The organism is Prevotella phocaeensis, assembly GCF_900065875.1.
GTDB classification, from domain to species: Bacteria; Bacteroidota; Bacteroidia; order Bacteroidales; family Bacteroidaceae; genus Prevotella; species Prevotella phocaeensis.
The window spans coordinates 583,251-597,846 of record NZ_LT160626.1 but is presented as its reverse complement, the minus strand read 5'-3'; the positions used below and the strand labels follow the sequence as shown (position 1 = coordinate 597,846).

The 14,596-nt window shown below is 41.1% G+C and carries 8 protein-coding genes, 2 tRNA genes and 7 pseudogenes; 11 read left to right on the top strand and 6 right to left on the bottom strand.

Translation table 11 applies throughout. The features are described 5' to 3' along the window. Positions 1-33: 33 nt before the first annotated feature. Positions 34-447, top strand: a complete 414-nt coding sequence (locus BN3912_RS10565) for a DUF6249 domain-containing protein (protein ID WP_023984035.1) — start codon at positions 34-36, stop codon at positions 445-447. A gap of 233 nt (positions 448-680) precedes the next feature. Here the strand turns inward: BN3912_RS10565 and BN3912_RS10560 are convergent. Beyond that, positions 681-756, bottom strand: a tRNA-Pro gene (locus tag BN3912_RS10560). A gap of 121 nt (positions 757-877) precedes the next feature. Here BN3912_RS10560 and BN3912_RS10555 point away from each other — a divergent pair. From BN3912_RS10555 to BN3912_RS12250, 3 genes and pseudogenes are all read left to right on the top strand, one after another. After that, a tRNA-Phe gene (locus BN3912_RS10555) sits at positions 878-950 on the top strand. A gap of 243 nt (positions 951-1,193) precedes the next feature. After that, a pseudogene (locus tag BN3912_RS10550) lies at positions 1,194-2,429 on the top strand (site-specific integrase). 2 nt (positions 2,430-2,431) lie between these two features. Next, complete coding sequence (locus BN3912_RS12250) at positions 2,432-2,602, top strand: hypothetical protein (protein ID WP_023984039.1); 171 nt, start codon at positions 2,432-2,434, stop codon at positions 2,600-2,602. A 32-nt stretch (positions 2,603-2,634) separates the two neighbouring features. Here the strand turns inward: BN3912_RS12250 and BN3912_RS10545 are convergent. Both BN3912_RS10545 and BN3912_RS10540 read right to left on the bottom strand, forming a co-directional pair. Next, positions 2,635-2,940 (bottom strand): annotated as a pseudogene (locus BN3912_RS10545) (helix-turn-helix domain-containing protein). Between the two features lie 55 nt (positions 2,941-2,995). After that, positions 2,996-3,306: pseudogene (locus tag BN3912_RS10540) on the bottom strand (helix-turn-helix domain-containing protein). Positions 3,307-3,732: 426 nt separating this feature from the next. On the opposite strand from BN3912_RS10540, the gene BN3912_RS10535 reads away from it, so the two are divergent. The 6 genes and pseudogenes from BN3912_RS10535 (at position 3,733) to BN3912_RS12645 (ending at position 8,694) form a co-directional block, all read left to right on the top strand. After that, on the top strand, positions 3,733-4,275 hold the full coding sequence (locus BN3912_RS10535) for a DUF3408 domain-containing protein (protein ID WP_023984043.1): 543 nt from the start codon (positions 3,733-3,735) through the stop codon (positions 4,273-4,275). Positions 4,276-4,537: 262 nt separating this feature from the next. Then, a complete protein-coding gene (gene mobA, locus BN3912_RS10530; RefSeq protein ID WP_023984044.1) occupies positions 4,538-4,966 on the top strand; it encodes a conjugal transfer protein MobA in 429 nt (142 codons plus the stop codon). A 19-nt stretch (positions 4,967-4,985) separates the two neighbouring features. Continuing rightward, on the top strand, positions 4,986-5,954 hold the full coding sequence (locus BN3912_RS10525; protein ID WP_023984045.1) for a site-specific integrase: 969 nt from the start codon (positions 4,986-4,988) through the stop codon (positions 5,952-5,954). A 150-nt stretch (positions 5,955-6,104) separates the two neighbouring features. Further along, positions 6,105-6,983, top strand: coding sequence for an IS4 family transposase (locus tag BN3912_RS10520; protein WP_023984046.1), 879 nt, complete (start codon positions 6,105-6,107; stop codon positions 6,981-6,983). Between the two features lie 309 nt (positions 6,984-7,292). Beyond that, positions 7,293-8,505 (top strand): annotated as a pseudogene (locus BN3912_RS10515) (peptidase domain-containing ABC transporter); the annotation flags it as partial. A 42-nt stretch (positions 8,506-8,547) separates the two neighbouring features. Further along, entirely contained in the window at positions 8,548-8,694 is a 147-nt protein-coding gene (locus tag BN3912_RS12645) for an NAD(P)-binding protein (RefSeq protein ID WP_081710373.1), read from the top strand. A 381-nt stretch (positions 8,695-9,075) separates the two neighbouring features. Here the strand turns inward: BN3912_RS12645 and BN3912_RS12640 are convergent. Then, positions 9,076-9,932, bottom strand: a pseudogene (locus BN3912_RS12640) (IS982 family transposase). A 649-nt stretch (positions 9,933-10,581) separates the two neighbouring features. After that, positions 10,582-10,740, bottom strand: a pseudogene (locus BN3912_RS12550) (UDP-galactopyranose mutase); the annotation flags it as partial. 21 nt (positions 10,741-10,761) lie between these two features. On the opposite strand from BN3912_RS12550, the gene BN3912_RS10505 reads away from it, so the two are divergent. Next, the gene (locus BN3912_RS10505) at positions 10,762-11,112 is read left to right on the top strand and encodes a UDP-galactopyranose mutase (RefSeq protein ID WP_023984055.1); all 351 of its coding nucleotides are present in this window, start codon (positions 10,762-10,764) and stop codon (positions 11,110-11,112) included. A 498-nt stretch (positions 11,113-11,610) separates the two neighbouring features. Here BN3912_RS10505 and BN3912_RS10500 read toward each other — a convergent pair. Further along, positions 11,611-14,593: pseudogene (locus BN3912_RS10500) on the bottom strand (DEAD/DEAH box helicase); the annotation flags it as partial. Positions 14,594-14,596: the final 3 nt, after the last annotated feature.

Here is a 14,596-nt window from a genome sequence, read left to right as displayed (position 1 = left end):
ATAGAAGTCTAATAAATAAAATACGTAAAAATTATGAATGAAGTGTGTGAGTTTTCAATTAATTCAATCATGGGAATGTTGGTTGGCATCATAGCTATTATAGGTAGTTATATCATAGATTACCATAAAAAGAAAAATGAGAAAGAGATACGCCTGTCCATCATCGACAATCATGTGGATACGGAAATAGCCAAAATACTGGTAAAACCAATGAAGAAAAAAGATAAATATAACATTCTTTTGTGGGGATGTGTACTTCTTGGCTTAGGATTGGGGTATGCAGTAGCGCTTCACCTTGGCATAAATGAGGAAAAAGACTTAGGTCTTTGGATTATTTTAGCCGTAGGTATAGGTTTCGGACTGTTCGTTTCATTCTTTCTAAAAAATAAAATGGAAGCAAAAGAACATGCCCGGCAAGAGGAAAGCAATATAGAAAAACAGCAATAATATTATAAATTAACTTTCTTTTCATATAGGAGTGTCGTTTTCAGATACTCCTTTTTCTTGTTTTACCACTGTTCTTTTACTACCTCATTTGAATTATTTACTTTCCCGCTTTTTATTGTACAGAAAAGATGAGTCGAACATCTGATAAATCTACAGATGTATTATCTTTTGTAAAGATAGGGAAAGTGGAGAAATAAAAAAGTAGCAAATGAATAGATTCATCTGCCACTTGATGGTCGGGATGAGGCGACTCGAACGCCCGACCCCTACGTCCCGAACGTAGTGCGCTACCAACTGCGCTACATCCCGTGCATTGTTTTGCGGGTGCAAAGGTACGGTATTTTTCTGAAACAGAAACAATTTTACGAGGAAAAATTTGCAAGACTGGTTTTAAAGACTTACCTTTGCACCCGTTTTTAAGGCAGAAAATGGTGCCATAGCTCAGTTGGTAGAGCAAAGGACTGAAAATCCTTGTGTCCCCGGTTCGATTCCTGGTGGCACCACTTTGAAGAAAAGTAAAACACAGCAAACTCCTGATTTCCAAACGAAATCGGGAATTCTTGTTTTCTCACCAAATGCAAAAAATGGCGGAATATTACCGTTTGCAGTGTTCCAAAAGGTGGAGCAAAAAGGAGGAACAGAAAACTCCACCTCAAAGATTTGCTTTGCACTGATTTGCAACGTTTTGCGTATCAAAAGAGCGTGCATGGTTTCCTACTTTTGTCGAACGGAAAAACTGTAGGAACATGAAAAGAGACTCATTCAATGTGCTTTTCTATTTGAAGAAAGCCAAACTGCTGAAAAACGGGGAAGCCTCCGTGTGTATGCGCATCACCGTGAACGGTGCGCGAGTGGAAAACAACATCCGTAAGAGCATAGATCCAGCCTTGTGGAATCAAGCTAAGGAGTGCGCAAAGGGAAAGGTCGGAAGTCTTGCGACTTGAATGCGTACATCGGGGAGGCGAGAATCAAACTTCACCAGACTTTCAATGAACTGGAGGAACAAGGGCAAATCATCACCGCCCGCCTGTTGCAGGAAAAGTTCTTCGGGCAGGACAAGAAGCCTAAGGTCGTTCGTACTATTATCGGAACTATGCATGAACATAACGACCAATGCCGTGCTCTTATAGGCAAGGACTATGCTCTTATTACTATCCGTCGTTATGAAAGCTGCAAGCGTTATCTGGTGGAACTTATCAGACAGAAATATGACAAAGAGGACTTACCGCTGACCGAAGTCAACGGCGAACTGGTGCATGCCTTCGAGTTCTATCTAAAGACCGGGAAGTCCTGCCAGCAGAACACGGCCATCCGCTACATGAAATGCCTGAAGAAGATAACCAACCTTGCCCTCGCCAACGAGTGGATAACCAAATACCCGTTCGTCGCTATCAAGTTCCACGAGAAAGAAGTCATCCGCGAGTTCCTGACCATGGATGAACTGCTCACCGTTTATCACAAGAAGTTTCCTTTAGAGCGTATCACGGTTGTCCAGGATGTCTTCATTTTTGCAGCCTTCACCGGATTTAGCGTTCATAGATGTACAACAGTTGGCTTCCGAACATATCGTGGAAGATGTGAATGGAAGCCTTTGGATTCGCAAGCTTCGCCAAAAGACGAAGAACATGTGCAATATCCCCTTGCTTGATATTCCTCTGAGGATTCTTCGCAAATACGCGAACTATCTGGCTTGCCAAAAGAAAAACAGATTGCTGCCAGTTCCATGCAATCAGAAGATGAATAGTTATCTGAAAGAGATTGCAGACCTGTGCATGATAAATAAGAACTTAACCACACATGCAGCCCGTCATTCGTATGCAACCTCTGTCTGCCTTGCCAATAGCGTAAGCATTGAAAACGTGGCTAAGATGCTCGGTCATTCCAATATCAAGATGACACAGCACTACGCCCGTGTATCGGATTCTTCCATCCTGCGCGATATGAACAATGTAAAGAACGTGATAGCTAAAATAATGCGATAGATATGGGCAGAAGAGTTATTACAATCAGTGTAACGGGCAAGGTCAAGCGACTGACGGAAAATCAGAAGATTGAAAAAAGGAATGGTTTACAGACGAAGCAGGAATCTGATGCTTCATCCGTAAACCGTTTCCTTTTTCTTTTCGCTGAAAGTCCATTGCTGCCGCCATTATAGGGCAGACGACAAACTGCGCTCCTTCAAGAAAATCAAGTAGCCGTCTGTCGGTAGGCGGAACGATAGTCGTCATTCAACATCCTTTCAATGTCGGATTCACGGTAGAGAATTTTGCCGCCCAGCTGGATATAGGCTATTCACCCTTCGTTCCGATAGTCTTGAAGCGTTCTTCGGCTCACTTTCAATCGTGCTGACACTTCCTTGTCGGTGAAGAAACGCTCGCCGCCCAGTGTCGGGCGATAGTTGGCGGTCAGATGCTCGAAACTATCCAGCAGACGGTCAAAACTACCCATGAAGTGGATTATCCACTCGTTGTCTTTGTTAATCAATTCGTTCATGTTACTTCGGATTGAGTGATTATTGTTATTATACTTCATTTCCTGTATGTAGTGATTAGATTGTTTTTCCTTTGAATCGCGCTTCCTTTCGTCTATCCTCAATATGACTGACGATACGCTTCACATCTTCGGGATGGTAATACGTCTTGTGGTTTATCTGCAAATAAGCCAACATACCATTGTCCAGCAACGTCTGTAATGTGCGAGGACTGATGTTCAACATCCGGCACACATCCTGATTATCCATCCACTCATTCATTGTCTTTTACCGTGTCGATGGCAGATGGCATCCATACGGCGGATGAAGCGGTCGAATTTAGCGACCATCGCCTCAAAGGTCTTTCTTTCGATTGATACGATTTCCATATACATTATTTTTTGTTGTTATTGTTTCTTCTGCTGCAAAAGAATATATAATACATTATCTGACAATGGATTTTGGGAAAGTGGCAGCTTGTGACACCGGTATGGCAGAGATTGTCCGGGATACGCTTTGCAGATTAGCGGTCTATTCTGTTTTAATCCCCATATTTAATAAGTAAGCCGCAACCCCAATAAGAACTTAATTCAAATTTACCCGTAATCTCATTTTTGTTCTCCCTGTGATTCATATCCGGCAAATTAGTGAAGTCTGCACTATTGTTCCTATCGCCATAAGGCAAAACCACACAAAATTGCCTGACAGAATCCAAGTTCTTGACTGACTGCACTAAAGCATCTTACTTTGCTCCTAACAAACGGTCAACTATGCGCATACAGACCAACAAGTATTCATTTTAACAAGAAATAACAATGAGCAAGAAATTCAAAAACATCGGGAACGATAAAGAGTTCAAGAACTTCAAGTTGGAAGACTATCTGCCTTCCATGAATTGCCGCAAACCGGAAAAGGAGTCTTCCGAATCGAGACAAGATTCAACAATGGAGGCAGCCCGGCCATTCCCTACGTTGGATGAACCGGACACATCCGCAGTACAGGAAACTGTGCCACCTGCACTCCCACAAGAGCAGGAAACATGGGTGGCTTCACGCAACGAAATGAAGGAATCTGTAACAGAAGCGGACAATGTTACTGTAGAACGTACCGTCGCCAGACGTATCAGCAGCAAGCAGCATAGGCTGTCCTTGGACGAGTATCACACCACCTATCTCCAAGTTCCTAAGATTACCGACCGCAAACCCGTGTTCGTCAATGATGAGGTACGCGACTGGCTGGACGAGATTGTCCGCCGCCTCGGTGAGCGTGGAATGAGCGTATCAGGCCTTATTGAGAACCTCGTCCGTCTACACATAGAAGCCTACCGGGAAGATATTGAACTGTGGCGCAAGCTTTGAGCGGATAACAGTAGAATCGGTTAAACTGGTGGATACACTCCATCGGTTTGACCGATACACCCAATGAGTTATTATACTCACAAACCAATCCGACAGGCGGAGGATTCTTGTGTCCTCAAAGACACAGCAAAATATGTTTTCAGTTACTCCGGGACTTCCCGGTAACTGAAAGCCCTTGCACTGCCGTGGACAGAATTATACTCCGCAGTCGGATAATTTCCATTTTTTTAATCAGAGATTAGACAATGAATGAACCATTAAAATGAAAGAAGAAGACAAGATGAAAAAGAACAGTAAGAATGGGAGAACTCCCTTATTGAATCCGAAGACGCACTACGTGATGGTGCGCTTCGATGAAATGGAATGGAATAAGTTTCTCACGATGTACGAAAAATCTCAGGTGTACGCAAAAGCTGTCTTTCTCAAGGCACATTTCTTCGGACAGAAGTTCAAGGTGCTGAAAATGGACAAGGCAATGCTGGAATACAGCACCAAGCTGTCCGACTTCCACGCCCAGTTCCGTGGCATTGGAACCAACTACAACCAAGTCGTGAAGGAATTGCGCTGCCATTTCTCGGAGAAGAAGGCAATGGCGTTGCTCTACAAATTGGAGAAGTGTACCGTCGACCTTGTGAAACTTAGCTGGGAGATTGTGGAACTTTCGAGGGAGATGTATTCCAAGTGGGAGTAATCAAAACAAGGTTGATTATATGAACTCAATAAAGGTGAAAATCAGCCCCCCACAGGCAAGGAAGGAACAATCTGTCATCCATAAACGTGTAATCCGTCAGCTAAAGACGAATTACCGCATCTATGCAGGTGAATGGAGCGAGAAAGACAGTGCCTTGATTCTTGTCGATAACGAGCGAAATGGGTATCTTCAATCTATCAAAGAACGGATAAATTGGGACATAAAACGATTGGAAAATATAGTTTGCCATTGGGAGAACAACCAGCAGGGATATACTGCCGATAACATTATTTCCGCTTTTCAAAAGTCTGCCAATGAACAAACACTGTTTAATTTCATAAATGGAATTATAGCCCGCCTCAAACAGATGGGTAAGCATCATACGTCTGGGACCTATCATGCTACGCTCAGAAATTTCATGCAATTTCGAGAAAATAAGGATGTACTGTTGGATGAAATAGACTCTGACCTGATGTTGATGTATGAGGCATGGCTACATGGTAAATGGATAACCAAGAATAGCAGTTCATTCTATATGCGGATATTGCGGGCTGTATATAACCGTGCCGTGGAAAAGGAACTGACAAGCAACCGCACTCCTTTCAAGCACGTTTATACGCGCGTTGATAAGACAATCAAACGAGCTATCCCACTAAAGTCAATCAAGAAGATTAAGAACCTTGACTTGTCTTTGAATCCGGCATTGGGCTTCGCAAGAGATATGTTTCTCTCTTCTTTCTACACTTGTGGAATGTCGTTCATTGATATGGCTCATTTGAAGAAGAAAGACTTACAGAACGGTATTCTGTCCTATCGCAGACGAAAGACAGGGCAGCAGCTCATCATCAAATGGGAGAAATGTATGCAGGGAATAGTGGACAAATACAATACTGATTACAGTAGCCCATGCCTATTGCCTATCCTAAATACCCGCATGATAACCGTAATCAATACAAGAACGTGCTATATCGCACAAACAAGTATCTGAAAGAAGTCGTAAAGTTAGTAGGCATCATTACTGTCCCGTTAAAGTGGACTAATCGGTCTTTGAAATTGTTGAATTATAGTTTTTTGTGGGCTCTTTTGAGAGTCAACGGTTTTGAATTTGTAGCTTTGCAGCCTAATTCAACAGGCTGTAATGAATCAAGGTAAATATGTTTTCTCTCAACTCGTAAATCATTTAGACAGAAACCACTTCAACTATCTTGCTCGCAAATATGATGGAAACAAGTACGTGAAGCATTTCTCGTGTTGGAACCAACTGCTTGTAATGATGTTTGGACAACTTTCAAATCGCGAAAGTCTGAGAGATGTCGTGGTGGCCCTGGAAGCTCACCATTCCAAGTGTAAGTTTCTTGGCATAGGAAGTAAACCGATTGTCAAAATCACATTGTCATCTGCCAACCAGAAGCGTGACTACAGGGTCTTCGAGGATTTCTCCTTCTACATGATGAAGGAGGCTTGTGAGAAACGTGCAACTAATCTCCTGGATATTCCAGGAAAGAAATATGCATTTGATTCAACGACCATTCCTCTATGTCTCTCTACGTTTCTGTGGGCAAGATTCAGAAAGAAGAAAGGCGGTGTCAAAGCTCATGTCTTATATGACATTGAGGCTCAGGTGCCAGCCTTCTACACGGTAACCACTGCATCAAAGCACGATTCTACGGCAATGTCTTCAATTCCTTATGAGCCAAATGCTTACTACATATTCGACAGGGCTTATGACTCTTTCAAGGAACTCTACGGGATACATCTAACAGGTTCTTTCTGTGTAGTCAGAGCCAAGACTAACTTGAAATACAAGATAGTCAAATGTAAGAGACGCACGCCAAAGAACGTGCTGACCGATGCCGAGGTGAAACTTACAGGCTGTCTGTCTGATAAGAAGTATCCAGAGTCATTTAGACTTGTAAGATACTATGATGAGGAGGAAGAGCGTGAGTTCACTTTTCCCACCAATGCCAAGCAGCTTACAGCTCTTGAAGTTGCAGAACTTTACAAGAAAAGATGGTAGGTCGAACTCTTCTTCAAATGGCTAAAATAGTATCTCAAGGTCAAGAAGTTTTGGGGCACTACGGAGAATGCCGTCCGCATCCAGATTGCTGTCGCCATTATAACCTATTGTCTTGTGGCTATCATCCATCATGATATGAATTTGGAACGCTCTACCTATGAAGTCTTGCAAATCCTAAGCATATCACTAACGGACAAAACTCGCTTAACTGATCTCTTCGATAAGACAAAATTCAACGATGTCAAAGAACTCGATTATCCCCTCTTTCCGGGATTGATTGATTAATATTTTAACTCGTCCCAATTTTAATGGGACACTAATGAACTTATATCTAAAAACCAGAGCTATTGGGTAGAAACAGTTTCTGCTATACAGGATATAAAAATCTATAACTATGAACGTGCCCGAAGATGGAAATGGGAAGAGATCCAGGCAGGACTGTACCATGTAAACAAACGGGTGTTAGCTGTTACCAATATGCAGAATCTTGGGGCGCAGTTTATAGATAATATTAAAAATATGGCTATAGTGTTCTTCTGTGCTACTGCTGTTATCAAGGGCGAAATTATATATGGTATAATGATCTCTACTCAATTTATAATAGGGATGCTTAACGGTCCCTTGGTTCTGTTTATAAATTTTGTCGTATCCGCTCAGTATGCTAAGATATCATTTCTTAGAATGAATGAGGTCAGACAATTGGATGATGAAGAAGAACTTTTGTCTGTAGGCTCAACAACAATTCTTCCAGAGCGTAGAGACTTGGTTCTTAATAATGTAATGTTCCAATATACAGTCAATTCTCCTTTTGTATTAGAACATATATATCTAAATATTCCGGAAAACAAAGTTACTGCTATAGTTGGTGCCAGTGGTTGTGGGAAATCGACTCTTTTGATGTTACTTGTCAAATTATATAAACTAACCTATGATGAAGTAACCATGGGAGACATGAACGTTATGGCAATCAATTTGCAACAATAGAGAAATATGTGTGGTGTGGTCATGCAGGATGGGAAGATGTTTAGTGATACCATCGCGAACAATATCGTTCTGGATGATGATCATATAGATAAGAAACGTTTGATAGATTGTTGCAAGACAGCACAGATATTGGATGAAATTAACTCCATGTCACAAGGATTTGACACCAAGATAGGAGACGAGGCAGAGGACTTAGTGGAGGGCAAAAGCAGCGTATACTTATTGCGAGAGCCTTGTATCGTAATCCACAGTACCTTTTTCTATACGAGGCAACCAATGCACTTGATACTATCAATGAAAAAAAATTGTGTCTGCACTTAATTCTGCATTTGAAAATAGAACAGTGGTAGTTGTTGCCCATAGACTCAGTACTATACGTAATGCCGATCAGATTGTGGTTTTGGACAAAGGTCACATTATAGAAATAGGTAATCATGAGAGCTTATTTGAGCAGAAAGGTATTTATTTTAACCTTGTTGTGTCACAACCTGATAAACTACAATATAAATTAGACAATAATGATGAAGAAGCACTATGATTTAGTAATTGTCGGTAGTGGACTTTATGGAGCTACTGTCGCATTCTGTGTCAGATACCAAGGAAAAGGTGTCTGGTACTAGAAAGAAGAGCACATATTGGTGGTAATATTCGCGATGACTGGATAGAAGACATCAACGTACATCTCCATGGAGCACACATATTCCATACGGATAACGAAGATGTGTAGAGATTTGTCAACAGGTTTACTTATTTTGCACCTTATGTCCACACTGTGATGGCAAGAAACGAAGACAAAATATATCATCTGCCTTTTAACCTTAATACCTTTCATGATGTATATGGAGTGACAAAAACCAGAAGAAATTGGCTTAATGGTCAAACGTACTCCTGAAATATAGCATAATACACTCTATTTCATATATTTACAGTCAGTTATAGTACAATAGTGAAAAATCATCGTAAAAAAGTATCTAAAATGCGGTTCTCGCGAGGTAATCTGCAAAGGAGTGAAACGCGGTATCCCTATTGGTATTGTAAGAGTTGTCAGAGCTATTTTAACGTGAGTTCGACGAATTCAGAACAAAGCAAGCTGTGTGTCTATAGTCCTTTATATATTGATACACAGCTTCTTTGGAAATAGACAATAGGCTGCAATGGCACCTAATAAGTTGACGATGAAATTATCAAAGCATCTATGTCGGGAGTGCTCCACCTATGCAATGTTTTTAAGTTCATCATTCACAGTTTCTATAATGGCTCTTTTTCTGAGTAACAGTTTGTCAGAAACGCTCATTAAAGCTCCTTTCATGTTACTTTCTCAACTTGGTAATAAGTTGTATTCCATCAACGAAAAGTCTTTGGAAGAGGTTCTTGACGATGTACCCCTTGTCACCGACTAGCTTACCATACGTAAATTCTATAAATGTTTTGTATTCCAAAGGCTTACGGTCATCAACATCTCCCAGTGTTATCATAAAGTTAAGAAGCTCTCCTTTCTCATTGCAAATCAAGTGCAATTTGAATCCGAAGAACCAACCCATAGAGCATTTACCTCTTTGGGCTATACCCTTGAAAACTTTGTGAATATGTTCTTGCAGACACGGAGTGGTGTGCTGTCAACAATTATGCCCGTGCATTTGCCCAACAGGACCTTCTTGATAAACTCAAATCGGTTATTAGAAAAAATCGCTTTCATTTTGCCAAAGGAAACGCCGAATACTCGCAAACTGTTAACTATCCACTCGTATTTCAGACGACGGAGGAAGATTTTCGTAACACTTTGCTTTTAAAATCTCTAATGACCGATTTGGGATAACAGGTTATGGGTACGGCTACCTCCCTTTCCAATTCTACTAAACGGTTGTAAGAAACAACATTGGGAAATAGATGGCGAAGATGCTTACATACTTTTTCAAGATAGAAATGTCTAAAGCAGCGATAACCAGAGTCGTGAAAAAGAATCATTATTAGCATGACTTCTGCCTTTGACATCGTGGAACTTCACCGATATTTTCTTTTACCAGTAGCTTTTAGCGTATATTTTGCTGTCATTGCATCAAAAAACTTGCAGAACTCATCTGCCATACAAAATATTTCAGTAACTTTGTCCTCGGTGATTATAGCGATTTTTTGTTTGTAATTATTTGTATATCACAATCTTAAAATTACAACAATTTTCGCTAATCACCAAATCTATAGACACTTATAATTTATTGAACTCATGTTATTTTAGTGGTCGAGAAAAGGTCGATAAGCCAGCCTTAGTCGCATCCTATTTTCAGGAGCGACATACGCTCTGTGAAGTCACAGAAAAGTTTGGAATCCCTATTGAGGATGAGCTTGCGTCTACATCGCGGGCTTTCTATAGAGAAGCGGGAAGTCCTTATCGTAAATATATTAACGGCCTATAACCCCAATAAACAATAGGAATATGAAAGGTTTCAGGAGAACATTTGTTTGACCTTTAAATGAAATAGAGTGCATTTTTGCTCTATTGCAGGAGTACGTTTGACCATTGAGCCAAGGAATTGATATGGTGTTAGCCATAGAACATCAAAAGGAGCATTATCCCAATCCAAAGAATCTGGAAGAGAAAGCTATAAACCTTGTAAGTTGAATATCCTTGTTTTGGTATTCCCTGGTAACGGTCGCAGAAATATCTGTTGTCGAAAGCGTCACGCACAGGTAGTCGTGTAATCACGTATGCAGATTGTTCATTCGCCTTTTGTCCCCACTGCTTTTCTGTGTAGCCTTTTATGAGTAGGTCATAGATCCTTCTAAGATAATTGAAAAAATGCTTGAGGGTGTGGAAGTTTTTACCAATATAGATTTCTGCAATAACAGGGAATACTGGATATCAATGTCTGACAGTATATTATATACTGGCATGATTGACGAGTTGATGGAATTTAAGTTTGAAGAATTGACATACAGAAGCCTTAGGTTTGATACTGAGATAATGGACGTTGCTAACTATCAAGGAATAGCAGTTATTAATGAAACCAATGTTGATATAGATTATACTCGTACAATTGAATATAAGCATTTTAATTATGAAAATCTTTCGGACTATATCATAATTACAAGGGAATTTCCTCAAAATGGGAAAGGGGACTTGAGCCATACTACCCTGTCAATAACTTAATGAATGATGAGCTACATCTGAAATATATAGATTTGATTCGTTATACTTATCCTAACATAATGTAAAGTATTATAATTTATCTCCTATTATTATCTGAAATTATTGCTGTCTGGTAAACTTTCCTTCTCTGTCTACTATTAGAAAGAAGAGGCTAAACTATCATTTTAGAGATTATCCATTGCTTATTTGCCTATATTTCATGAAAGTAATAGTCTTTTGTGACGGTTACGATTTGAAGCAAAAAGTAGCCTCGTAGAGAAATAATCTGTATTGCTGATGAATAAAGACTTATAGAGCTTTCTGTCCGTTTTTACTGGGTAGCAATAATTAAAATATAGGAGGTACTTAATTGTCACATACATATACTGAGACTTCTGTAAAAGCATGCACTATGGTTATTTTTCTTCTATGCGTTTATACTTTCATGCCAAAGCCACAAATAATTGACTTTTATATGTACTTTTGACCATTAGAAGTTTCCTTTTATGCTACGACCTCTTGATACGGTGGATTCCCCACCATCGCATTGATTTTCATATCCTTTATTCCTATTCTTTCTGTGATGAATTTATCTACCAGCTTGATAAAATGTTCCGGTTTGTTTTTGATTTGATTGATTAAGTCCTCGAAGTATCGGGTGTCTACTTTTGCTTTGCGAGATCCAATAAAGGTGCATTTGGTGATACTCTTTGCCATCGGAGTTTTGCAAATGACAAAGATGTTTTCTGCCACAACCTTATCCCATATTCGCTGTTCATCCTCAATGCTTGACACCGAAAACAGAGAATTCTTTACCCTTGCGCGGTAAATGCTGTATGCCATATAAAGAGGATATAATCCGGACTTTGAACTGATTTCAAGGATTCGGGAATCTTCCGCAAATACATTGGCTGTCACTTCGCCACGGTCGATGAAACGAGGTTCATGCAATGTCGTTTCATACCCCTTTTCAAAGAAGTTATATCCACCCAGACAATCACCAAGGTGCATATTCACTACACGCCAAGGCGTAAGTACCGTTTCTTTGTCGGGATTGCGGAATGTGCTGAAAATATCAGTGATACGCTCAATGCGTTCTTCCACACTCAACTTGTCGGCAGCAGAGGCCATAGCACGGATACGCTTGCCTGCGGCGCAGAATATCTCAGGGTTATAGTATTTCTTGATACTGTTGAACTTCTGCTTGGTTACGCCCTTAGGCATGAACTCCTCCCATGGTTGAGGGTCGATAAGCGAAGCGAAATTATCAATCGTTATCTCTTGGGTTTCATCGCTTAGTTCTGCGCTATAGATAGGCAAAGGCATACGGATGGAAATACCACGAAGAATGGATATTGCGGCTTCGCGATTCTCCCTTTTCTTTTTCAGTTCTTCAAGGCGTTTCTTATCTTCTTCCGTCAAAGGCTGTTTGTCTTTGCCTTTCTTCTTGGGCTTCTTTTCAAGGTCTTCCAATTCTTTGTATTGTTCGTCTGTCAGTCCCTGATTGTTGATGTCCACCTGATTGGTCTTGGGCATTGCTTTGGTCTGGCCGATAATCTTTTTCAAGTCGTCAAACTCCAGTAATTCCAAATCGTTTAACTTCATCAACTCGTCATTGTACAGACCCTTGTCTTCAAAACCGTTGCGGACTACGCGCTCCACATAAACCCTTTTGAGTTGCTCCAACATCTTTGGAACATCAAACTGATTCATTTTGGAGCCTTCAATGGAGATTATCGGACAGAAGTTCAGGAACTCGCCCATAATCTTACGGTCGTTACCACTTGTCTTTCCCGCCTTGGCAGAAATCTTCGCTGTTTCGGTAAAGACTTTCAAAGTCCTGTCAGGAGCAAAATCAAACACATAACACTGTTCCTTGACACGTCCATTGATGATGGCAGGTGTCTGTACGCGGAAGATGGTCTGCATATAGCTTGATGCGGCGGTATTATAAGAGCCGGACAACATGAATACACCCGTCCACGCCTTTACACTGACACCGGTAGTTAGTCGCCCGCAAGACAAAGTAATGGTGCGAATGGCATCCGAGTCTTTGCCGATGGCATTCTCTACAGCCTCCAATGCGTCCTTGCTTTCCTCGTCCTCATCACCATTTCCTGCCATATTCACCACCTTGAAATACTGGAATACGGGATGCGATTGTAGCATGCTACTCATGGCACGAGCCTCTTTCACTCCCAGCAACATCCACAAGGTATGGCGGAAAATGTTGCGATACTCGTCATTGACAAACGGATAACAACTTTCTTTATCCTCTTTGCTTAGAAGATTGAGGAACGCACTAACATTCTTTTCATGGATGGACACTCCATCTTCATTTACGCGGAAGAACTCGCGGAAGTTGAATACCACATCTTCGTCTATAAACTCATGGAGAAAACGACCGAGATCATAAGTGTAGATGTTTATAGTGGGCAAAGAGGCGTATGGATTCGGATCACCAAAGTGGACGGCATCCCATGAGGCCTTTGCCCGCTGTTCCATCACATAATCCCAAGTGTAAATCTCATCCTCTTTAAAATCATCCAACAGATTGAACGGAGTGCCGGAAAGACACAGGATTTTTGTATTATCCTTGGTTAGTTCCTGCATGACAGCCTTGCCCAGTTCCGTCTGTATGCCTTCATGAGCCTCGTCCACGATAATGCAATCCCAAGCTGTGGCAAACACCTCATTGTTCTTGTCGAAGTTGCCACCAACAAGTTCGGAGTCTTGCATAGAAGCAAAATACACATATTTGCATTTGCCCTGTTTCGCTCTTCTTTCAAGAGAGATATGGCTATCACCGTTATTCTTTGAATCGTATGCAAAACAGAGGGTTGTCATAGAATATCTTGCCGAAATCCTCGAACCAGCCACTATCCACCATGGGACGATGGGTAAGAATCAAGGTACGGCTGAAATCCATATCCCTCACCACTTGCAAAGCTGACAGTGTTTTACCAAAACGCATCTTGGCATTCCACAGCATCTGGTTACCTTTCTTGAATTGTTTCTTGGTCTTTTCAATGACTTCACGCTGCTCCGGGCGGAATACAATCGGTGTCTTGTCGTGCGATACTTCTGCCGAGGACAGCGATTCCCGCCCTTCTTTTACGGCTGTTATCGCTCGTTTAACTGTTTCAAGGTCTGTGATAAACCATTCATTAGCCTTGTTCTCGGTATCAAATACCTTTTTCTTGATGCCCGAGCGCTCCAATACGCTATGCACTTCTTTATCATTGAAAGAGCACAAGCCCTTCTTGCTGTTATAAATGGTCAGTTCTGTATATAAGAGGTCGTATGTAATACCGCCCGTCTGAGTATATTGGTTGATACGCTCTTTCGCGGACTCGTTAAGGGTTTTGCTGTTGGGAACAAGACCGAATACATTGTCATTGTCACAAGTAGTCTCTCCCACATTTAGATAACCCTTGTGTACGGCATCGTTGATGCGTAACACATATATCAGCTTTAATTTTAGTAAAGATGTGAATTTCATGCT

Excerpts from the sequence above, each read along its gene's own strand:
- BN3912_RS10520 (WP_023984046.1), top strand. The coding sequence starts at position 6,105 with ATGAATCAAGGTAAATATGTTTTCTCTCAACTCGTAAATCATTTAGAC.
- mobA (WP_023984044.1), top strand. The coding sequence starts at position 4,538 with ATGAAAGAAGAAGACAAGATGAAAAAGAACAGTAAGAATGGGAGAACT.
- BN3912_RS12250 (WP_023984039.1), top strand. The coding sequence starts at position 2,432 with ATGGGCAGAAGAGTTATTACAATCAGTGTAACGGGCAAGGTCAAGCGA.
- BN3912_RS10565 (WP_023984035.1), top strand. The coding sequence starts at position 34 with ATGAATGAAGTGTGTGAGTTTTCAATTAATTCAATCATGGGAATGTTG.
- BN3912_RS10525 (WP_023984045.1), top strand. The coding sequence starts at position 4,986 with ATGAACTCAATAAAGGTGAAAATCAGCCCCCCACAGGCAAGGAAGGAA.
- BN3912_RS10505 (WP_023984055.1), top strand. The coding sequence starts at position 10,762 with ATGCTTGAGGGTGTGGAAGTTTTTACCAATATAGATTTCTGCAATAAC.
- BN3912_RS10535 (WP_023984043.1), top strand. The coding sequence starts at position 3,733 with ATGAGCAAGAAATTCAAAAACATCGGGAACGATAAAGAGTTCAAGAAC.